Source organism: Bartonella sp. M0192, assembly GCF_016102305.1.
Classification (GTDB): domain Bacteria; phylum Pseudomonadota; class Alphaproteobacteria; order Rhizobiales; family Rhizobiaceae; genus Bartonella; species Bartonella apihabitans.
The window spans coordinates 546,214-569,002 of the sequence record NZ_JACFOU010000001.1; the positions used below are offsets into that span (position 1 = coordinate 546,214).

Here is a 22,789-nt window from a genome sequence, read left to right on the forward strand (position 1 = left end):
TAAATAAAACAGTGCCGATAGTTAAAACGTTGGAGGCGCTTAAAAAACGGTCGGGGAGTTTTAAAAAATATTATGGATAGGGTGAACGCCAACAGAAACGAAACAGCAGACGCTTTGCCATTCAAAGACCTGATTGATGCATTGGACAAAGGTTTTGCTATGGGGTGTGCCAAGCCCGAGCGCCAACATCTGAAATTGGGAAAACAACAAAACAACCCGCCGATCATGTTGTTGATGCCGGCTTGGACAAACTCCGAAGTCGGACAACAATTTCTGGGCGTGAAAATTGTCAATGTTTTTCCTGACAACCGTTTGAAAAATTTACCCGGTCTCACGTCGACTTATATTCTTTATGATGGCGATACAGGCGAAGAGCTGGCAATATTTGACGGCAATACATTGACAGCCAGACGAACGGCAGCAACATCGGCTTTGGCCGCGCGTTATCTATCCTCGCCACGATCGGAAAAATTGGCTATTATCGGTGCCGGTGAAGTTGCACAATTATTGGCTGATGCATTTTCTGCTGTCCGGCCTATCAAGAAAATAAGCATTTGGAACCGGACGAAAAAATCCGCTGAAAAATTGGGAAAACAGCTTGAAGATGCAGGCTTTTCTGTAACCATAGCGGGTACTGCCGAAGAGGCTGTCAACGGGGCGGATATTATCTCGGCAGCCACACTTTCAAATGAACCGGTTATTCACAAAAATTGGGTAAAGAAGGGCGCCCATGTTGATCTTATCGGTGCTTTTACGCCGCAGATGCGAGAAGCGGATGATGATCTGATACGCCACGCCAAACTTTATATTGATACAGTTGAAGCCCTTGAAGAGGCAGGCGATTTATGTATTCCGATCGGCAATGGCACAATAAAAAAGGGCGATATTCTAGCGACACTAAGCGACCTTGCTTTATCAAAAGAACCGCCGGAACGAGGTGATGACGATATCACCCTGTTCAAGGCAGTAGGGTCCGCTCTTACAGATCTTTATGCGGCAAAACTTGCTTTTGAAACATTGTCTGAACGCCGTCGGGGTGAGAAAAATATTCGAGAGGAGACGATATGACTATAAAACGGATTGATGCGAATAAGAGGATGAGCGAAGCCGTCATCTATAACGGTATGGTTTTTCTTTCAGGGCAGGTCGGCAGTCCCGGAAAAACCACCAAAGAACAAACAATCGAGGCGCTCGCGTCAATCGATCAATTGTTAGCAAAGGCAGGAACCGATAAATCCCGTTTATTATCTGCAACAATCTGGCTTGCCGATATGGTGGATTTCGACATTATGAACGAGGTTTGGGAAGCATGGTTGGAAAAAGGTGCGGCTCCGACAAGAGCAACTTGTGAAGCGCAACTTGCTTCTCCTCTCTATCGGGTGGAAATAATCGTCACGGCTGCATTGGAAAAAAATTAATGGAATGATTGAGTTTTAAAGCCTTGAAGACAAATATTCAGGGCAGACAAACGCGAACGCTTTTTTCCGATATTGGCGGAAAGAGTGATGGTGGCGCAATCTTGTTTTTTCTCGGCAATAATAGGCTTCTTTCCGGAAAATCCGGAAAGGGGCGCTTTTGCCGAACTTGAAAGAACACCCTAGGAAAACAATTTTTTCAAACGTGTCCGAAACAAAGAAATCTAACAGCAAGCGTCATTACGTTGATTTTATATGTTTTAAGATGAAATAATTATGGCCGAAAATTTTTAAGCGTGAAACGATCGTTTTACATCACGATAAAAAGCAATTCGTCACGAGCCGACATGAAAGAAATTATATTTATTCGAGTCATTCTTGCAGAGATGATTTTGATAAGTTTTGGTGCTTTTCTAAAATTAAGCCACATAGACTATAAAGCTCTTCCTGTAGAGACCGGTTGAACCGTCTATCCACGGGAAAAATGCTGAAAAAACTTGGTAAATCAAGGCTCATGGCGTATAAATAAGGAGCTTATCCGCCTTGATTCGTAAGGCGGCTTAACATCTTGTTTTTAAAGCAGAAATGGACTGACTTATGAGTGATCAAACAACGCAGCATCACGAAGGCGATTATGATGCCGAATCCATTAAGGTACTTAAAGGCCTTGATGCCGTGCGCAAACGTCCGGGTATGTATATTGGCGATACTGACGACGGTTCAGGTTTGCACCATATGGTCTATGAAGTTGTTGACAATGCGATTGACGAGGCATTGGCCGGCTATGCAACCCTTATCACAGTCACACTGAATGGGGATGGCTCTTGTACAGTGACTGATAACGGGCGCGGGATTCCGACAGAAATTCACCCGACAGAGGGTGTTTCGGCTGCTGAAGTCATTATGACGCAGCTTCACGCTGGCGGTAAATTCGACCAGAATTCCTATAAAGTTTCCGGTGGTCTTCACGGGGTTGGCGTTTCGGTCGTCAACGCGCTGTCGGTCTGGTTGAAATTGCGCATCAAACGCAAGGGTAAAATTCATGAAATGAGTTTCACCCATGGCGAACCGGATGCTCCGTTGAAAGTTGTTGGCGAATGTGGCGATGAAACCGGTACAGAAGTTACTTTTCTTCCCAGTACCGAAACATTTACAATGGTCGAATTCGATTTCGATACGTTGGAACGGCGCCTTCGCGAGCTCGCTTTTTTAAATTCGGGTGTTCGTATCCGTTTGACAGATCGCAGACACGCCGATGTGCGTGAAGAAACATTGCATTATGAAGGCGGACTTGTCGAATTTGTGAAATATATCGATCAGTCCAAAAAGCCGCTCATTGCCGAACCTATCTATATTAACGGCGAAAAAGACGGCATGACTGTCGAAGTGGCCATGTGGTGGAATGATTCCTACCATGAAAAAGTTTTGTGCTTTACCAACAATATTCCCCAACGTGATGGCGGCACACATCTGGCCGGTTTCCGTGGTGCATTGACGCGTCAGGTCAACGGTTATGCAGAAACATCCGGTATTGCCAAAAAAGAAAAGGTTACTTTGACAGGGGATGATTGTCGTGAAGGTTTAACGGCAATATTGTCGGTAAAAGTACCGGATCCGAAATTTTCTTCACAAACCAAGGATAAGCTTGTTTCTTCCGAAGTGCGGCCGGTGGTTGAAAACCTCGTCAATGAAGGGCTTTCCAATTGGCTTGAAGAACATCCCACCGAGGCAAAAATTCTGATCGGCAAGGTTGTAGAAGCAGCCGCAGCCCGTGAAGCCGCGCGTAAAGCTCGTGAATTGACACGCCGTAAAGGTGCTCTGGATATATCATCACTTCCGGGTAAACTCGCCGATTGTCAGGAACGCGATCCGGAAAAATCGGAAATTTTTATCGTCGAAGGTGATTCAGCCGGAGGCTCTGCAAAAAGCGGAAGAGCACGCCAAAATCAGGCTATTTTGCCTTTGCGTGGCAAAATTTTGAATGTTGAACGCGCCCGTTTTGACCGTATGTTATCGTCGGATATGATTGGTACTTTGATTACCGCACTTGGTACATCAATCGGCAAGGATGAATTCAATCCCGATAAATTGCGTTACCATAAAATCATTATCATGACGGATGCCGATGTCGACGGCGCCCATATTCGTACGCTGTTGTTGACGTTCTTTTTCCGTCAAATGCCGGAATTGATCGAACGGGGCTATGTCTATATCGCCCAGCCACCGCTTTACAAAGTAACGCGTGGCAAATCTTCCCAATATATCAAGAATGAAAGCGCTTTTGAGGAATCGTTGATTGAGGCTGGCCTTGAAGGCAGTGTGCTGGAACTTGCCAATGGCGAGATGCGCGCCGGTGCCGATTTGCACCAATTGGTAGAAGATGCACGTGTGATAAGAAATATGCTTCATGGTTTAAATACCAGATACAACCGTACTGTTGTCGAACAGGCGGCAATTGCCGGTGCACTTAATCCGGAAGCTTTGTCGACAAAGGAAAAAGCGCAAGCAACGGCTGATCATGTGGCCGCCCGCCTTGATTTGATTGCCGAAGACATGGAACGTGGCTGGACGGGACATGTTAATGACGATGGCGGCTTGCGTTTCGAGCGGGTTCTGCGCGGTGTAAAAGATGTTGTCGTTCTCGATATGGGGTTGATTGCTTCGACCGATGCCAAGCGGATTGATAATATGTCCCATCATCTTGACGAAATTTACGGAAAACTTCCGGTTTTGCGTCGTAAAGACACGACAGAAACGATTTCGGGTCCGATTGCTCTTCTCGACACCATTTTTGCCAATGGCAAGAAGGGGCTCACAATGCAACGTTATAAAGGCTTGGGTGAAATGAATGCCGAGCAGCTTTGGGAAACCACACTTGATCCCAATGCACGGTCACTTTTGCAGGTCAAAATTGGCGATGCACAGGACGCCGATGCAGTTTTTGCAAAATTGATGGGCGATGAAGTGGAACCACGCCGTGAATTCATTCAGGACAACGCTCTGAACGTCTCGAATCTTGATGTTTGATCGGTGTGAAACAGGCCTGAAAAGCTTATGATGCCGGAAATGAACAACAGTTGATGAAAGTTACCAGTACATAAACGGCAATTTTCAAATTCGGATTAAATCGCATTTCTCGTATAAAATTTTTTTCAAAAGCCGGCCTTTTCAGGGCCGGTTTTTTATTGTCTTCAAAACAGCACAAATTCATGCCCGCGAAACGGGGAAGCTTTTTTAAAGAAAAAAAGCGCTTTGAGCTATGAGACCTAAAAGTCTTTTTGCAGCCAGTCATTGGATTTTGAATGACAATTGCCAAAATGACAATTGTCAAAACGCCATGGGGTGTAATTTATGAAACGGCAAAAAGTGGTGTGGTTAAAAAATAACGTTATTTCAAATGATGATTGCACCACCCGTTATGACGCAATCCCGTTTCTAACAATTCATTTAAAAGGCACAAGATACTAATTAGCTTACTTCACTCTATCGTTCCGGATAACTGAAATAACCGGCGTCTTTGATCTAATGAGCTGAACAGAATGTTTCAATTATTATGATGAAATTATTCTTTTTCGATTTAGTTTTGTCCGGAATTTTTTTACTGGTTAACAATGTCAAAATATAAAAGCCGCGTTAGGTGAAACATACTACTCGGCCATTGTTTCCTACCTAATCAATTTTTCGGCCAACATATAGCCCGATAGAAGGCAAAATGCGTGACAGGCATAAATGGCAGAAATAGGCAGGGGGCGCGGTGGGCAAGAGGTAAAAGTCTTGGGTAGGGTAGCGAAACCTCTTTTCTACCAATGATGAGTGATCCGGAGAACTTATTCTTGGCAAGCAAGCAGAAAGTCTCGTTAGCTTTAGCGAACATAGACAAGGGGCGGCTGAGATTTTGAAATCCTGAAAGTGAAACGAAAAAGGCAGGTGAAAATCTAATGGTTATTGATGAGATATCACCATTGAAAAACAGTTTTTCGCTAAACTTTTACTCAAGCTTTTGGCTCTTACGCGCCTTGATGGCTTGATGTAAAACGGAAAATAAGAGTTGCAACAGACCGGAAACAAAAATCGGGTGTCATGTTAGTACCCCCGCTACGCCATCTCCTCATCGTCGCTTATATGGGTACAAAAACCCTCCCGCCATATGAAAGTGACGGGAGGGATAAAATCAGCAGCAATGAAAATGAACGGAAAAGAGCTTTTTAAACCCTTACCGGTTTCGACACACGTTCTTCATTGCCAAAGAACTGCAAATAACGGCGAATTTCACTTGGCTCACCAATGGCTTTTTCAGGATTATCCGAAAGTTTGACAGCCGGTCGACCGTTCGCATGGGTAACCTTGCAAACAAGTGAAATTGCATCAAGTTCCTTGATGTCATCGGGAGCACAACCGGCAAAATCATTGGTCAGATTGGTTCCCCAGCCGAAGCTCATGCGAACGCGCCCTTGAAAATGTTTGTAGGTTTCTTCGATTGTATCGACATCCAATGCATCGGAAAAAACAATAAGTTTTTCACGAGGGTCTTTGCCGTGGTCTTTCCACCACTTGATAATGCGCTCACCCCCCTCGATTGGCGGTGCACTATCCGGACGGAAGCCGGTCCAGTCTGCCACCCATTGAGGCGCATTGCGTAAGAACGCCGCTGTGCCGAAAGCGTCAGGCAGTGCAACCAGAAGATTGCCGCCATAATAACGGTTCCAATCCTGCATAACCCGATAAGGAGCTGTGCGCAGTTCCTCATCATTATTGGCAAGGGCTGCAACAACCATCGGCAGTTCATGGGCATTGGTGCCGATTGCTTCCAAATCATTGTTCATGGCCAGAAGCACATTGGAAGTACCGGTAAATGACCGCCCGATCCCTTCTTTCAAAGCTTCGACACACCAGCGTTGCCATAAAAACGAATGGCGGCGGCGCGTACCAAAATCGGATATACGAATATCAGGATATTTTTTTAACCGCTCGACCTTGCTCCACATTTTGGCTTTTGCCCGCGCATAGAGAATGTCGAGTTCAAATCGTCCGAGATTGCGCATGGCTGCACGCGAACGCAATTCATTGATGATCGAAAGCGCAGGTATTTCCCACATTGTGGTGTGGGTCCATGGCCCCTCGAAATTCAAAATATATTGCCCGTCTTTACGTGTCAGCTCGTATTCAGGCAATTGGAAACCTTGAAGCCAATGGAGAAAATCGGGTGTGAAAATCTGTTTGCGACCATAAAATGTATTACCGGCAAGCCAGATCATTTCCTTTTTGGTAAATTTCAAAGTGCGGGCATGGTCAAGCTGCGCCCGCAATTCTCCCTCATCAATTTCATCGGCAAGCCGCACCGTTTTTGTCCGGTTGATCAGTGAAAAAGTAACATCGACATCCGAATAAAGTCCCCAAATCATTTGCAACATCAGGAACTTATAGAAATCGGTATCAAGCAGTGATCTTATAATCGGATCAAGCTTCCAGGTGTGATTATATACACGTTCTGCGATATCAGTTTGCGCCATAGCACTTTCAATCTGTTTGTTGCCTCTACCCAATGGGAAGAACGTTACCTTGATAAAAGAACAAAAGGAAGTAAAGCCTTCGCGAGGAACTTCAAGGAGTTTTTAAACCCCTTGAAGTTATTTATCGATCGTCAGATTAATTTCATGATGTCCTGTCTTTTTCAGACCGATGCCGTTTTCAGGTTTGTCGACCTTCTTGTCATCAACTGTCAAGCCAAGATTTTTACCGCGATTAACTTTGATAACATAGGTTGCGCCGTCAAATTTTACGGTTGCTTCGTAACCCGGCCAATCTTTTGGCAGACATGGTTTGAGATAAAGTTTGGAACCATTGCGGTTGATGCCCAGAATAGATTCTGTAGCAGCACGGTAAAGCCATCCGGCAGAACCTGTATACCATGTCCAGCCGCCTTGGCCACGCCGTGGCTCGACCGAATATATATCGGCAGAAATCACATAAGGTTCGACGCGATAGATGTGAGGTTTTTTCCCGTGCGAAATCGGGTTGATCATCGAAAAGACCTGATAGGCCTTGTCTTTGTCTCCGAGTTTGGCAAGTGCCAGAATGCTCCAGATTGCACCATGGGTATATTGGCCGCCATTTTCGCGAATGCCAGCCGGATAACCCTTGATATACCCCGGTTCAAGTTCGGTCTTGTCAAAGGGAGGCCAGAACAGACGGATGAGCTCTCCTTTCTCGTCCAGCAAGTGCTCAAGCATGGACTGCATGGCCTGTTTTTGATGTTCTTCCGTTCCCATGCCGGAAATAACACTCCACGATTGGGCGATCGTATCAATCTGGCATTCGTCGTTGGTGTGTGACCCCAAAGGCTCTCCATTATCGAAATAACCACGACGGTACCATTTTCCGTCCCATCCGCTCACCTCAAGCGCTTTGGTGAGCTTCTCCAGATGATGCGTCCATTTTTTGACGCGTTTTTCATCCTTGCGTTCTTCGGCAATCGGAATGAAAGCCTTGAGAGCTGTTCCGAGGAACCAGCCGAGCCAGATACTTTCACCTTTGCCGCCGATACCGACGAGGTTCATCCCGTCGTTCCAGTCGCCGCCCAGCATTAACGGTAGGCCGTGTTTGCCGGTGCGTTTGATTGCAAGATCAAGGGCGAGTGCGCAATGCTCGTAGAGTGTGGCAGTTTTTGGCGAAATGGCTGGCTGGAAATAGCTGTCATGTTGGCCTTCCTTGAGTTTGTCGCCATCGATAAAGGCAATATCTGTATTGAGAAACTCACGATCGCCTGTGGTATTGACATAAAGCGCAGCACCATAGCCGAGCCAGGCCACATCATCGGAAATCAATGTTCTGACACCGGCGCCGCTATCGGGCAGCCACCAGTGTTGCACATCGCCTTCAGGAAACTGGCGTGATGCGGCATTGATAACCTGTTCACGGGCAAGTTCCGGCTTGAGCAGCAAGAGTGACAATGTGTCCTGCAACTGGTCACGGAAACCGAATGCTCCGCTTGCCTGATAAAATGCGGCTCTTGCCATGATGCGGCAGGCATAGGTTTGATAGGGAAGCCAGTTATTGACCATGAGGTCGAATGAACGGTCATTTGTTTTGACCTGTAGGCCGGAAACAAAATCTGTCCATTGTTTTTTCTCTTTTTCAAGAACAGAGGTAAATGTTTCTTTCCGGACGCTATCAAGGAGTTTTTCTGCTTCCAGACGATTTTTGGCATTACCGAGATAGAAGATAATCTCTTTCTTTTCACCGGCTTTCAATTCGATGTCAAAAGCAAGTGCGGAGCACGGATCACGTCCGGCTTCAACCGTGTTGGACAGCGGCTCGCCTTGACGGATCGCTTGCGGATGTTTGACAGTTCCGATCGAGCCGATGAACTCCGTTCTGTCGGCCGTATAGCTTGAAGGCGTGCTGCTTGCCGCAATGAAGCTTACTTCTTCGGACTTCTCCGTATGATAAGGATTGCGAACAAAAAGCGCACCGCGTTTTTCGTCATAATCGGGAATGATGAAGGGAGCAGCTTTTGCCCTGACTGTGCCCAATACCCATTCGACATAATCGTAAAGTCTCAGGCTTCTCGGGCTCTTGTCTTCGTTTTTGATGACAAGACGCGATAGCCTTATCGGGCGTTTATTATCGACAGTGTGGGTCAATTCCAGACTTATCGTTCCGTGTTTCGATGTGAATGTCGAATAGCCAAGGCCGTGGCGCGCTTCATAGAGTGCGCTATCATCACATTCGACAACCGAAACCGGCGAGAAACGTTTTAACGAGTGACGGTCAACAATGTAGAGAGCTTCGCCCGGACGGTTGACAACAGGATCGTTCGCCCATGGTGTCAATTGATAATCGCGGCTATTGCCCGACCAGGTAAAACTCGACCCTTCTGCCGAAACGTGGAAACCGAAATGCTCGTTGGAAATAACGTTAATCCATGGATTTGGCGTTGCATTTCTTCCTGAAAGACGAATGACATAGCTGTTGTCCTTGTCGAAGCCGCCATAGCCGTTCCAATAGGCAAGGTCTTTGCCATCCGGAAGCGGGCAGGATTTATGCTGGTCGCCGATGATACCGATTGATGTAAATTGGCCCTGTTCAAGCGGCATAACAATCTCTTCGTGTTTGCCGCTTTTTCGTTGCGCAGCTTTGCCATTGTTATGCGTCTTGGCAGATTGAGCAGTTTCCTCATCTTTATTGCGATGGGAAAGGTCGGAATCGATATTTTCCATGCGCTGCATCTGTTCGGACAAGGAGCCATTCTGGGCTTGTAAAACAATGCGGGCACTGGCAAGCAAAGTCTTGAAACTCTGCTCGTTCATCTGGTCACGGCGGACAGTGAAAATATGCTGGCGTCCGTCTGCTTCGGCGGTGCGGTTGCGATAACCTTCGCACATCCATTCAATGGCGCGCTGGGTATCTTGCGCATAAGAAAAAGCCCGTTCGTTCAAAATGACAATATCGACAGTCAATCCGCGCATCCGCCAATATTCATGCGCTTTTAAAAGTCCGCGCAAGACTTCGAGATCGGCTTCATTATCAAGCCTGAGCAGGAAGATCGGAAAATCGCCGGATATTGACATCGGCCACAAATCGGATTGTTTGCCAAGGTTTTCAGCGAGCGCCTCCGAAGGCAAACGCCACGTGCGATCCGGATAAATAAGGGAAGTCGCGTATTTCTGGTAAATGACGGATTCCTTTGGCTTGATACCAAGCTGGTAAAGCGACACTTGCGACCGGGTCCAGGCAAGCGAGAATTCGCGCTGGAATACATTCGGTTGACGGTAATATTCAACTTGGGATGCAAGCTTTTCTTTCGAATTTGCTGCAAATGTCCAGAAGATAAGTGCGGCTTTTTTATGTGCCGGAACCCGAACACGACATCTTATTGCTGCAATTGGATCAAGCACACAACCCTCTGTTCCGGTGAGAGTGGCACCACGGTCGAAAGCAGCCGGACGACGGATAGAGCGCCCGCGGCCGATGAAAACACGCCTGTCGGTCTCGGCTTTCGCATCACGAACAGAACCGGATGTATCGGTGACAAAATGGGCAACATGGATTTCCGGATCTTTCGGGTCGCGTTTACGCCTTTTGGCATAAATTGTTCCGCCTTGATCGGCAATTTCGGTTTCCACAAACATGCGTGCGAAGACCGTATGGGCCGCATCTGTCTCGGGTGTTGTCAATACCAGTTCGGCATAGGACGTAATTTCAAGAATGCGATCTTTGGAAGTGGTGTTGATAAGCTCGATACGTCGACCTTCACCATCACCTTCGGATGCAACAATACATTCCACAGTCGATTTTATACCATCGACCGTTTTTGTATATTCGGCCTTTTCGTCGGTGAAAACCGCTGAAGCTTCTTCATCGGCAACGCGCGTTGGTTCACCCGTTGCCGACCACCAGCGGCCGGAAGCAGGGTCACGCAAAAAGATGAAAGTGCCTTGCTGGTCTTCGGCTGCATCGGGCATGAAACGGGTAACAGCAATATTGTTCCAGCGGCTATAGCCGGAACCTTTGCCGGTCAACATGACCGAATAATTGCCATTTGACAAAAGCACTGTCGAACGTGGTTTGGTGAGCGGGGCTTTGATAACGCGAACCGGTGCGTCTTCAAAACCGCCAGCATCACTGCGCATCGGATTAGCCGTTTTTGCATGAACCATAGGAATTTCACGCGGCGCTTTTTCCTGTAACAGAAGCTGTGCCGCTTCAATCACCGGATCGCTATGGAAACGGTTTCTCATGCGGCCATCGAAAATGACATTGTCAATTGCGAGAATAGACATGCCGTGGTGGTGCGCATAATAATTCTTGACGACGGCATATTTTTCGCCTTCACGCACACGCGCCGGTGTGAAATCAACCGAGTCATGGAAACCGTATTCGCCGAGCGCACCGAGCTTGCGCAAACGTGCAAGATTGGCGACTGCTTCTGTCGGCATATATTGGGAAGCGAGAATGCTTGCATAAGGCGCAATAACAGCATTGCGCGAAAGGCCACGTTGAAGACCGAGACTGGGAACACCAAAGTTGGAATATTGGTAGTTCATCTGTTGGTCACGGGCATTAAACGCTGCTTCCGAAATGCCCCATGGCAACCCGCGTTCATTGGCATATTGGATTTGTCTACGAACAACAAGCCGGTTTGTCTGGTCAAGGAGCGATCCCAGAGGCTCGCGCATGACAAGCGGTGGCATTAAATATTCGAACATCGAACCCGACCAGGAAAGCAGAGCACCTTTCCAGCCGACCGGTACCAGCATACGACCAAGGCGGAACCAATGTTCAACCTTGACATCGCCTTTGGCAATGGCAAAGAGGCTCGAAAGACGGGCTTCCGAAGCAAGCAGATCGTAACAGCTTTCGTCAAGCTCGTTTTCCTGAACACGATAGCCGATGGACATGAGACGACGTTCCTTTCGTTCAAGGAAATCGAATTTCATATCAAAGGCAAACTGCCGTGCTCTTGCAGAAAGATCACTTAAAGTCTTGCGTAAAGCCTCCGTATCATGATCGGCGGTCGCGTCATGTGTGTGAGCTTCGCATGTTTCGATCAAACATTCGGCCCATGAAACAGCATGACGGGATTCATCGCTTCCGATTTCACCATCAAGCTCGCTTGTGAGACGGCCTATATCGTTTGCCGCAATTGTGAGATTTGCCGTGCGGAATGTTGCCGTTTCCGGTTCATCCATAATCGAGCGGACAGCCCTGCGGAAATTGGCCATGCGTTCATCAATTCTTCTGCGAAGCGGGCGCAGGATGCGACGGTCATCGGGGATGAGGTTTAATGTTTCCTGCAAAATGTCATTAACATCAAGGAGGCCTGCAAGATCGCCTTGTAGGAATACGGATGGTGCTTCAGACCATTCTTTCAAGGCTGCAGCCAGTGTTACGAGATGGCCGGCAAGATTGCCCGAGTCGACAGTCGAGACATAGCTTGGTACAAGGGGCCGCAAAGTGTCGGTTTCATACCAGTTGAAGAAATGCCCGCGGAATCTTTCCATTTTATCCATTGTATCGAGTGTGCGTTCGATACGCTGGATGGCATCATCGAAACTGACCCAGCCGAAATCACGTGCAGCGACTGTCGAGAGCAGATAGACGCCGATATTGGTTGGCGAGGTTCTGCGTGCCAGAACCGGTACCGGATCTTCCTGATAATTGTCGGGGGGAAGAAAATTGTTATCGGCATTGGCAAATGTTTCGTAATAATGCCAGGTGCGGCGTGCAATGCGACGCAATTCATTTTTATCGGATGGCCGGATTTCAAGCGAATCCTGAAAGGCAGCCGAACGGCTTACAATCCAGGCGATAAGCGGTGAAAAGAACCAGGCAAGACCAAAGGGCAGGGCTACAAAGACAGCAGAATTATGAAGTGCTGCCGGAAGCGTAATCGAAACCACACCAATTAATGTCGCCGGCCACATGGTGGTGACATAATAGGAGAGCGTATTGGGCGAAGAACGCGTTGCTGCCGATGTTTTCCATTCAAGCAGATGTTTGTGTGAAACAAACATGCGATAGAGGGTACGGATAATCGCATCAACCATATAAAATGCCGAATAGGCAAGGAAGGTCGTGCGAAGCGCAACATCTGCTGTGCTGGTTGCAATATTTGTCAACACCGATTGGAAGTGGCCACGTAACGAATTGTCCATACTTGTCGGCATAATGTTGCGCAGAACGCCGAGTGTGGGGGCAATAAACATGCCCAAAAGCAGAAATAATTGCCAGAAAACCGCCGTATGAAGCGGCAATATGCACCAACCGAAAAGCGAGGCAATAATCCACATGAGCGGTGTCAGCGAACGCCGCAAATTATCCTGCATTTTCCAGCGGGTAATAAGGTTGATATTGTGACGGGTGAAGAGATAGGGCAGCAATTGCCAGTCACCACGGATCCAGCGATGATGACGGGCAACATCGACATTATAGGCCGTCGGATAATCTTCAACCACCTCGACATCGCTCACAAAGCCGACGCGTGCATAACCGCCTTCAAGAAGATCGTGGCTCAACACACTATTTTCGCGCACTTTGTCAGCAAGTGCTATTTCGAATGCATCAATGTCATAAAGGCCTTTGCCGGTATAGGTACCTTCGCCCAAAAGATCCTGATAGGTATCGGATACGGCGAAAACATAAGGGTCTATGCCGCGATTGACCGAAAAGACACGCTGGAGGAATGAGGCATCATCACCGGTGGTAAGCGAGGGCGTCACCCGCGGCTGAAGAATGCCATAACCACTTTTGACAGTATGTGTTTTCGGGTCAATGACCGGACGATTCAATGGATGATTGAGCTTTCCGACAAGACGGGTGACCGCCTCGGTGGTGAGCCTTGTGTCGGAATCAAGCGTCATGACAAAGCGACAATCCATGGGCAGACGTGGGTCTGTCGGGAAGAAACTGGTGTCACGGTCACCGCGCAAAAGCAGATTCAACTCATGCAGCTTGCCGCGTTTACGCTCCCAGCCCATATAGCAATCTTCGCTAGGATTATACAAACGATGACGATGTAAAATGAAAAATAGTGGCTGTCCGTCACCGCGATAATACCAGTTAAGATCAGCAATACCTTTTTGTGCATATTCGAGAAGATCACGATCGTCGGCTGTTTCTTCCTTTTTCGAGTCGGCCCAGTCTGTCACCAATGCAAAATAAATGGCCCCTTGCGGGTTTGAAAGATAGTGAACTTCGAGATTTCTTATCTGCTCGTCAATAGAATCGCGCGAGGTTATCATTGTCGGAACAACGACGAGCGTTTTGGCTTCTTCCGGAATGCCGTCTTTATATTCATATCCGATCAATCGCCGTGGTTCGACAGTCCAGGCAACAAGAGTATTGAAGAGCGCAAAAGCGGTATCCATTGTCGGGAAAAGCGCAAGCGCTGTGAAAGTGAGCGACAATGCATGGCTCAAGCCGGTTTCCCTCAGTAATGCATAAACTGCAATGAGAATGAGAATGGTGAGAACTGAAACCGGAATGGCAATGCTGAAAATTTTCATCGCGCGGAAGGCACGCATGAAACGGGTCGAGAACGGGCAATCATAATTGCAAGCCTGTTCAAAAGCTTCTCGTCCGGGCCCCACGAGGTACCATGCAACCGATGCTCCAGTCGTGACACCGTCTTTTTTTGCATTCTCCACCATGTCGAGTGCTTTTTTTGTCACCTCGAGTTCGCTTAATGGCGAACGACGGGCAATTTTTTCGATGATGACGCGATAGGTATTGCGCGATGGAAAGTCGATTTCTCCGAAATCGCTGTTTTCACGCAACATGAAATCGACATGGCTGACCGTTTCGAACCAATATGTCCAATCAACGTCATCAATCGCTTTCAGGGCACGGATGATATTGCCCATGGTTACACCGCCGGTTGATTGGCGCGAATGTTCTTCGGCAGTTGCCGATTCAGGGTCGCTGCCATGACGATGTAACTGCTCTTCAAGCCAGTTCAAGGCTATCGTTGAATCAACAGAAGCGCCACGCAAACGATAAAGAAGATGGGCGGCAAAAGTCGGGTCGGCAACAAGCGCTTCGTAAGTTGAAAAAATGTTCTGAAGTGCATTGTCATTTTCAGCTAGAGCCATTAGGTCAGCGGCCTGGTTTGCAAATCGCCGCATCCGGCGGGCTTTTTCAATGCGCATGGAAAGTCGCCGCGCATTTTCAATGAGAACCATACGGACAGCCGACGGCAAAGCCCATAATTCGCCAATCTGGAAATCGGCAACCTGTTGGTAACCATTGACCATGGCCGTTAAAGTTTTAAGCGAAAAACTGCTGTCGGTATGGGCGACATAAAGCCAAGCCAGTGCGAAAATTCTTGGCAGTTCATTTTCGCCTTTATAAGGGGGAAGCTGTTTGACGAATGCACGCGGAAAATCACGCCGCGCCTGCTGGATGGTCTTATCAATCGTATAATGGTTGTCGAGCAGCCATTGTGCTGCCGGTGTGATGGCCTCGTTATTGCGAGCTGCGGCATCGGTCGAGCGGAAGGTGTGAAGAATGAGCTTGGAATTTTCGGTGAGCCGTTCTCTGAAATCGAATGGCGTATATTCCGGCAAAACAATTTTTTTGCCCTCGGCCATTTCATGGGCCAGTTGCTGTAGCTCGTCTTCCGACTTGAATGTCGAACGGATTGGAAAAGCTGTATCAGGAAGGTAGCGTACTTCCGTTTGCTGAGAAAGAAGCCATTTGATTGATGATGCAGTTTCCGCCATATTATTTGATCCTTGCTTTAAAAAGCTCACGCGACAGAATTTAGCCTGTTTTTTTACCGATAAACTATATCTTTTTTATTAAGCCCAATTTTCAATTTTTTTGGTAAACGCCAAACACTTTATATTACATGCCGATAAAAATAAGACATAGTGTTAAAAATTGAATTAAATTGCGCTGCTACGGGGGAAAAATCAGCAAGCCAAGGCATTTGTTTAATAAAACGCTTCCCCGCCATATCTGTGAGTCAGCTATAAAGTTCAAGAATTTATTTATAAAGCAATTAATAAAAGCCCCGTTAGAGAAAACGGGGCTTTAAAATCCGGATAGATCTATTTTGTTGTGTTATAGGCTGCCAATGCTGCCATCGTCACTATGTCGGAATCACGTGCGCCCAAGGGAACAATCTGGGCCGATTTTTCGAGACCGACGAGAATAGGTCCGATCAAGGTTGCCCCGCCGAGTTCCTGCAACATTTTGCTGGCAATTGAAGCAGAATGGTAGCCCGGCATAACCAGAACATTGGCCGGTTCGCTCAATCCCATGAATGGATATTGCTCCATCATTTTCGGATTGAGCGCAACGTCGGCACTCATTTCGCCATCAACTTCGAAATTGACATTGCGTGCGCGAAGCAATTTGACCGCTTCCTGAATACGTTGGGCGCCTTCACCCTTCATGTGACCGAAAGTAGAATATGCCAGAAGTGCAACGCGTGGCTTATAGCTCATATCACGGGCAAAATTTGCAGCTTGCTCGGCAATATCGGCTAATTCTTCCGGATTCGGGTGTTCGGAAATTGCCGTGTCGGCAATAAAAACGGTGCGCCCGCGGCAAATTGCCATAGAAATACCGACAACCCGTTCGCCGGCTTTCATGTCGATAACGCGGCGGACATCGGCAAGTCCGGTTTCATAATTTCGGGTAACACCGGTAATCATCGCATCGGCATCGCCCATTGCCAACATGCATGCGGCAAAATGGTTGCGATCATTATTGATATAGCGGTGGCAATCTCTCAATAGCCAACCTCTTCGTTGCATTTTGCTATAGAGATAATCGGCATAAGCATCTTTCCGATCGGACAGGCGGGCATTGGCAATTTTTATTCCGGATCTGTTAAGGTCGATACCGGCTATATGTGCTCTTTTTTCAATAATATCTTCATGACCAACCAGAATGGCACTACCGAGGTTCTGGTTGACGTAAGAAACGGCTGCCCGCATGACCTGTTCTTCTTCACCTTCGGCAAAGACAATCCGTTTGGGATTTTGCCGTACGCGATTATAAACACCGCGCATTGTTGCGGCTATCGGGTCACGCCGCGCAGCCAAATCCCGTGCATAAGCTTCGAGATCAGCAATAGGCTTACCGGCAACGCCGCTTTCCATTGCCGCCTTGGCAACTGCAGTCGGAATGGCAGATAACAGGCGTGAATCAAACGGTACCGGAATGATATAATTCGGACCGAATTTCAGTCGGGTGCCCCGATAGGCTTCGGCGACATCGTCAGGCACTTCTTCACGGGCAAGTTGGGCTATGGCTTTTGCCGCCGCAATTTTCATTGTTTCATTGATCGTGCTGGCGCGGACATCCAAAGCTCCGCGGAAAATATAAGGAAAGCATAAGACGTTGTTGATCTGGTTCGGATAATCCGAGCGGCCTGTTGCCATAATGGCATCATCACGCACCTTGGCAACTTCTTCCGGCGTAATTTCAGGATCAGGATTAGCCATAGCAAAAATGATCGGTTTTGGAGCCATGGATTTGACCATTTCGGGCGTCAGAACACCCTTGGCCGAAACGCCAAAGAAAACATCTGCCCCATCAAGTGCTTCGGCGAGTGTACGTTTGTCGGTCTTGACGGCATGGGCCGCTTTCCATTGGTTCATATTTTCTTGCCGACCTTCATAAACAACGCCTTTGGTGTCGCACAATATGACATTTTCCGACTTGAACCCCATGGCCTTTATGAGTTCAATGCAGGCAATTCCTGCAGAACCGGCACCATTACAGACGAGACGTGTATGTTTCATGTCCCGACCGGTGAGGTAAAGCGCATTGATGAGACCGGCTGTAGCAATAATAGCCGTACCATGTTGGTCGTCATGGAAAACCGGAATATTCATTAACTCTCTTAAACGGCTTTCAATGATGAAACAGTCCGGAGCCTTGATATCTTCCAGATTTATGCCGCCGAAAGACGGGCCGAGATAACGGACCGAATTGATGAAAGCATCAACATCGGTCGTATCGATTTCGAGGTCAATTGAATCGACATCGGCAAAACGTTTGAACAATACGGCTTTGCCTTCCATCACCGGCTTGGAGGCGAGAGCACCAAGATGACCAAGGCCCAAAATGGCTGTGCCGTTGGAAATAACAGCAACGAGGTTGCCTTTGGCTGTATAATCATAGGCAAGAGCCGGATTTTGCGCAATGGCTTTCACCGGAACTGCAACACCCGGTGAATAAGCTAAAGCCAAATCATGTTGGGTTGCCATGGGCTTTGTCGCAATAATTTCGAGCTTTCCCGGACGCCCGCGACTGTGAAAATCCAGCGCTTCCTGATCGAGAGAACTGTAACTTGTTGATTTGTCGTTGTTTTTTTGATTCTTTTTGCTCATTTTTCTATCATTTTCTGAGGTAGCGAGTTTGTTCGCTCCATTTAAGCCGGTATATATGTGATAATAAACGGAAATTATGGATTATATTTAAAAAATAGTCCAAGTTTTTTTATTGCTTTTGCATATATTGTCCGGACGTTTCGAACAACAAATTCTGATGACATTTCAATCGACAAGAGTTGGGTATTAAAACACATATTGAATGGCATGACACATAGTTTGGATGCTATAGCTTGAAATATTCCGACAAAGCATTGCGGTTTAAAAAAGCTCTTTGGTGACAAGCCGAAAGCAAAGGTTAAAAAAGGCATGGCAGAAGAAGTAACCCGGGAAATGGCGGCAGAAAAGCCGGAAAGAAAACATAATCGCTCTGATGATCGTATCACGCCGATGATGGAGCAATATATCGAGATAAAGGCGGCAAATAGCGATTATTTGCTGTTTTATCGCATGGGTGATTTTTACGAGCTTTTTTTTGATGATGCCGTTGAAGCTTCCAAAGCATTGGGGATCGCGCTTACCAAACGTGGCAAACATCTTGGTGAAGATGTGCCAATGTGTGGCGTTCCTGTTCATGCTGCTGATGATTATTTGCAAAAACTTATTGCCTGCGGTTACCGCGTGGCCGTCTGCGAGCAGATGGAAGATCCCGCTGAAGCGAGAAAACGGGGTGCCAAATCGGTTGTGCGACGCAATGTTATCCGCCTTGTCACACCGGGGACTTTGACAGAAGACAAACTGCTTGATCCGGCACGCTCCAATTATCTTATGGCGCTTTCACGCATAAAGTCGGGAAAAGATCAGGAATTTGCGCTTGCATGGATTGATATTTCGACCGGAATTTTCAAAGTAAGCCGTGCCCATGCCGACCGGTTGCTTGCCGATATTATGCGCATTGACCCGCAAGAACTGATTGTTGCCGATAGTGTTTTCCATGACGAGGCATTGAAACCGTTATTCAACATTCTTGGCCGTATCGTCACACCGCAAGCAGCAAGCCTCTTTGATAGCAATATGGCCGAACGCAATATTTGCGACTATTTCAAACTGGCAACACTGGAGGGGCTCGGACACTATGATCGTGCCGAACTTTCGGCCATTTCGGCGGCAATCGGTTATGTTGAAAAAACACAGATCAATGAACGTCCCCCCCTTATGCGTCCTTTAAGGGAAGACGAAAATGCCTCTTTGTTTATTGATCCGGCAACCCGCAACAATCTGGAATTGACACGAACACTTTCAGGCCAGCGCGATGGCAGCTTGATGAAAGCGATTGACCGGACCGTCACCGGCGGCGGTGCAAGGCTTTTGAGCGAACGCTTGATGGCGCCGTTGATTTCACCGGTAACAATCAATGAAAGGCTTGATTCGGTTGCCTATTTTCTCAATGATATGCGGTTTGCCGAAAATTTGCAGGCTATTTTGAAGAGCGCGCCGGATATGCCGCGAGCACTTTCACGCCTTGTTCTTGGTCGCGGCGGCCCGCGCGATATGGCTGCAATCCAGCGCGGCTTTGCTGTTATTTGCGATGTGAGACATCTGTTTGCGGGTAAACTTCTACCGCAAGAATTAAGTGATGCTTTTGCAACTCTTGAAAAATTGCCGGTTGATTTACACAGTCACCTTGATCGCATACTGGCCGATGATTTGCCCTTGTTGAAACGGGACGGGGGATTTGTTCGCGAGAATTATAACAAAGAGCTTGATGAATTAAGAACCTTGAGGGATCAATCGCGCCGGTTCATTGCCGAATTGCAAGGCCGTTATGCGGAAGAGACGGGCGTTAAAGCGCTTAAAATCCGCCATAACAATATTCTCGGTTATTATATCGAAGTCACCGCGCTTCAGGCACCCGCACTGACAGAAACGGCTGAAGCAAAAAGCCGTTTTATCCATCGCCAGACAATGGCGAATGCCATGCGTTTTACCACAACCGAACTTGCCGATCTTGAAAGCCGCATTGCCAATGCAGCCGATCGTGCTTTGACAATCGAACTTGAATTGTTCGAGAAGCTTGTCGCAGAAATTGCAGATCAAGCCGATTTTATCCGGCAAGCCGCTATGGCACTTGCTGTTTTTGATGTTTCCGCCTCCAATGCTTCTCTTGCCGAAGAACAGGGCTATTGCCGCCCGATTGTCGACCAGTCGCTCGATTTCGAGATTGTCGCCGGACGCCATCCGGTGGTCGAACAGGCATTGAGAAAGCAGGCCAAGGAACCGTTTGTGGCCAATAATTGTGATCTTTCTCCCAAAAATGGTGCGAAATACGGCGCCATTTGGCTTCTCACCGGCCCCAATATGGGTGGTAAATCAACGTTTTTGCGTCAAAATGCCTTGATTGCGATAATGGCGCAAATGGGGTCGTTCGTTCCTGCTGGTTCTGCCCATATCGGTGTTGTCGACAGGCTTTTTAGCCGCGTTGGTGCAGCCGATGATCTTGCCCATGGGCGGTCAACTTTTATGGTTGAAATGGTGGAAACAGCAACAATTCTCAATCAGGCAGGCGAGCGTTCATTGGTCATTCTCGACGAAATCGGCCGCGGAACGTCGACATTTGACGGGCTTTCAATTGCCTGGGCAGCCATTGAATATCTTCATGAAGTCAATCATTGCCGTGCAATTTTTGCGACCCATTTCCATGAAATGACAGCGCTCACCGAAAAACTTGATCGTCTTCATAATGTGACGATGAAAGTCAAAGAATGGAATGGCGATGTTGTTTTTCTTCACGAGGTGGGAAACGGCGCGGCAGATCGTTCTTACGGTGTGCAGGTGGCAAAACTTGCAGGCCTTCCGGCCGCTGTTTTGTCGCGGGCAAAAGATGTTCTCCACCAATTGGAAAAAGGCGAAGTCGCCGGTAAAGCCACAAAATTGATAGATGATCTTCCACTTTTTTCCGTTGCTTTGGCACGCGAAGCAGAAAACAGCCGTCAAACTTCAAAAATTGAAGAAGCCTTGAAGGCAATCAATCCGGATGAGCTTTCGCCAAGGGAAGCCTTGGAAGAACTCTATCGCCTGAAACAACTTTCATTGGCTGAAAATTAACGGGAAGGGTCAGAAATTAACGTTCTGAATCGTCAAAACCATGTGTGTTTTTTAAAGCGCTTGAAGAGCGGGCAAAGCCCGCTTTTTCACATTTTTTAATAAGATCGGATGGTTCAACAAGAACGGGGTGATGTTAAACGGGGATATATCAAACAATCATCCGGAGGCTCTCAATTCACATGAACCAATGGTTATTGATCGCATTGGTCTTGAATTGTTTGCCTGACCGCCGAAAAAAGCCGGTATTTAAAAAATCCGGTTTCGGCTTAAAATATCAAGATAGTGCTTCCGCTCAAGCGAAGTGATTTTTAAGCGTTGTGATATGGCCTGAATGCTGCACTTATTCCCATTCCTCCACCGATTCCCATTGTTGCAAGGCCAAGGGCATCGTCAGCCTGATTTTTCATCTGGGAAAAAAGCCGTATCGTCAAAAAAGTGCCCGACGCGCCGAAAGGATGCCCAAGGGCGATTGCGCCACCATCACGGTTGATTTGTTCTTCCGATATATCCAATTCGTCAATGGCGGCAAGCACTTGTGCTGCAAAAGCTTCATTGAATTCAATGACTTTAAAATCCGAACAATTGTCGAGCTTCATTCTTTGTAACAACTTTTTTGTCGAAGGAACCGCTCCCATACCGGCAAGATTGGGATCAACACCGCTTACAGCACTGTCAACGAACACAATCCCGTATTGAATACCCAATTGTTTGGCTTTTTCGAGAGATGTCACCAGAACAAGTGCCGCTCCGTCATTCAAAGGGCAGGAATTTCCGGCCGTGACTGTTCCATCTGTTTCAAATACCGGTCGCAAATGCTCCAAAGTTTCAAGTTTCAAACCGGCTCTCGGGCAATCGTCAGCGGAAAATAAGCCTTTTGCTGTTTGAAGTGCTATGATTTCATCATCAAAACGATGGTCTGCCTGAGCTTTCAAAGCTCGTCGATGGCTTTGAAGCGCAAAACGATCTTGTCTTTGTCTCGATACACCAAAATGTCGGGCAATATTTTCAGCCATGTTTCCCATATCGGGGTCACCGACGCTATCCGGTGAAAACCGTGCACGGGAGAAAAATTGCGGCAATTCGCGCGGCGTTTTCGGGCGTTTTATGCGCCAAGGCGCAGTTGATACACTTTCTGCACCACCGGCAAGATAAATGTCACCCGCTCCCGCTTCAATAAGTCGGCACGCCATAACCACCGCTTCAAGACCTGAGCCGCATTGTCGATCTATTGTTACACCCGGAATTTCGACAGGCAGTCCGGCGGTTAAAGCGGCAAGGCGCGCGAGATTTCCCCCGCCGCCCGCAGCATTACCGATCATAACATCGTCAATTCCGGTTTTTTCGATCTTTGTGCTTTCGACGAGTGCCTGAATGAGCGGGCTTAGAAGATATTCCACGTCAACAGATGAAAGCGCACCATATGCGCGCGCTATAGCTGTTCTTGCGACCGCAATAATAACTGGTGTTCTGCTTTCATCCATT

7 protein-coding genes and 1 pseudogene are annotated in these 22,789 nt (G+C 47.5%); 4 read left to right on the forward strand and 4 right to left on the reverse strand.

The window, feature by feature from the left end:
- Positions 1–72: 72 nt before the first annotated feature.
- The 3 genes from H3S82_RS02465 (at position 73) to gyrB (ending at position 4,442) form a co-directional block, all read left to right on the forward strand.
- Positions 73–1,068: an ornithine cyclodeaminase family protein gene (locus H3S82_RS02465; protein WP_198233433.1), complete on the forward strand. Its 996-nt coding sequence runs from the start codon at positions 73–75 to the stop codon at positions 1,066–1,068.
- Entirely contained in the window at positions 1,065–1,418 is a 354-nt protein-coding gene (locus H3S82_RS02470) for a RidA family protein (RefSeq protein WP_077970022.1), read from the forward strand. The genes H3S82_RS02465 and H3S82_RS02470 overlap by 4 nt, the downstream gene beginning before the upstream one ends.
- Positions 1,419–2,012: 594 nt before the next feature.
- Positions 2,013–4,442, forward strand: a complete 2,430-nt coding sequence (gene gyrB / locus H3S82_RS02475; RefSeq protein WP_198233432.1) for a DNA topoisomerase (ATP-hydrolyzing) subunit B — start codon at positions 2,013–2,015, stop codon at positions 4,440–4,442.
- A gap of 1,178 nt (positions 4,443–5,620) precedes the next feature.
- On the opposite strand, the gene pncB is transcribed toward gyrB, so the two are convergent.
- The 3 genes from pncB to H3S82_RS02490 all read right to left on the reverse strand — a co-directional run bounded on the left by pncB (position 5,621) and on the right by H3S82_RS02490 (position 18,262).
- A complete protein-coding gene (gene pncB / locus H3S82_RS02480; RefSeq protein WP_078040292.1) occupies positions 5,621–6,925 on the reverse strand; it encodes a nicotinate phosphoribosyltransferase in 1,305 nt (434 codons plus the stop codon).
- Between the two features lie 117 nt (positions 6,926–7,042).
- On the reverse strand, positions 7,043–15,637 hold the full coding sequence (locus tag H3S82_RS02485; protein ID WP_198233431.1) for a GH36-type glycosyl hydrolase domain-containing protein: 8,595 nt from the start codon (positions 15,635–15,637) through the stop codon (positions 7,043–7,045).
- A 330-nt stretch (positions 15,638–15,967) separates the two neighbouring features.
- Entirely contained in the window at positions 15,968–18,262 is a 2,295-nt protein-coding gene (locus H3S82_RS02490) for an NADP-dependent malic enzyme (protein WP_077970029.1), read from the reverse strand.
- Between the two features lie 375 nt (positions 18,263–18,637).
- Here H3S82_RS02490 and mutS point away from each other — a divergent pair.
- Positions 18,638–21,307, forward strand: a pseudogene (gene mutS, locus H3S82_RS02495) (DNA mismatch repair protein MutS); the annotation flags it as partial.
- Between the two features lie 308 nt (positions 21,308–21,615).
- Here the strand turns inward: mutS and H3S82_RS02500 are convergent.
- Positions 21,616–22,788 (reverse strand): thiolase family protein, encoded by a 1,173-nt coding sequence (locus H3S82_RS02500; protein WP_198233429.1) that lies wholly within the window; start codon positions 22,786–22,788, stop codon positions 21,616–21,618.
- Position 22,789 lies beyond the last annotated feature (1 nt).

Bases quoted from the DNA above. Each gene is read 5' to 3' on its own strand.
- H3S82_RS02500 (WP_198233429.1), bottom strand. From the start codon at position 22,788: ATGGATGAAAGCAGAACACCAGTTATTATTGCGGTCGCAAGAACAGCT.
- H3S82_RS02470 (WP_077970022.1), top strand. From the start codon at position 1,065: ATGACTATAAAACGGATTGATGCGAATAAGAGGATGAGCGAAGCCGTC.
- gyrB (WP_198233432.1), top strand. From the start codon at position 2,013: ATGAGTGATCAAACAACGCAGCATCACGAAGGCGATTATGATGCCGAA.
- H3S82_RS02465 (WP_198233433.1), top strand. From the start codon at position 73: ATGGATAGGGTGAACGCCAACAGAAACGAAACAGCAGACGCTTTGCCA.
- pncB (WP_078040292.1), bottom strand. From the start codon at position 6,925: ATGGCGCAAACTGATATCGCAGAACGTGTATATAATCACACCTGGAAG.
- H3S82_RS02490 (WP_077970029.1), bottom strand. From the start codon at position 18,262: ATGAGCAAAAAGAATCAAAAAAACAACGACAAATCAACAAGTTACAGT.
- H3S82_RS02485 (WP_198233431.1), bottom strand. From the start codon at position 15,637: ATGGCGGAAACTGCATCATCAATCAAATGGCTTCTTTCTCAGCAAACG.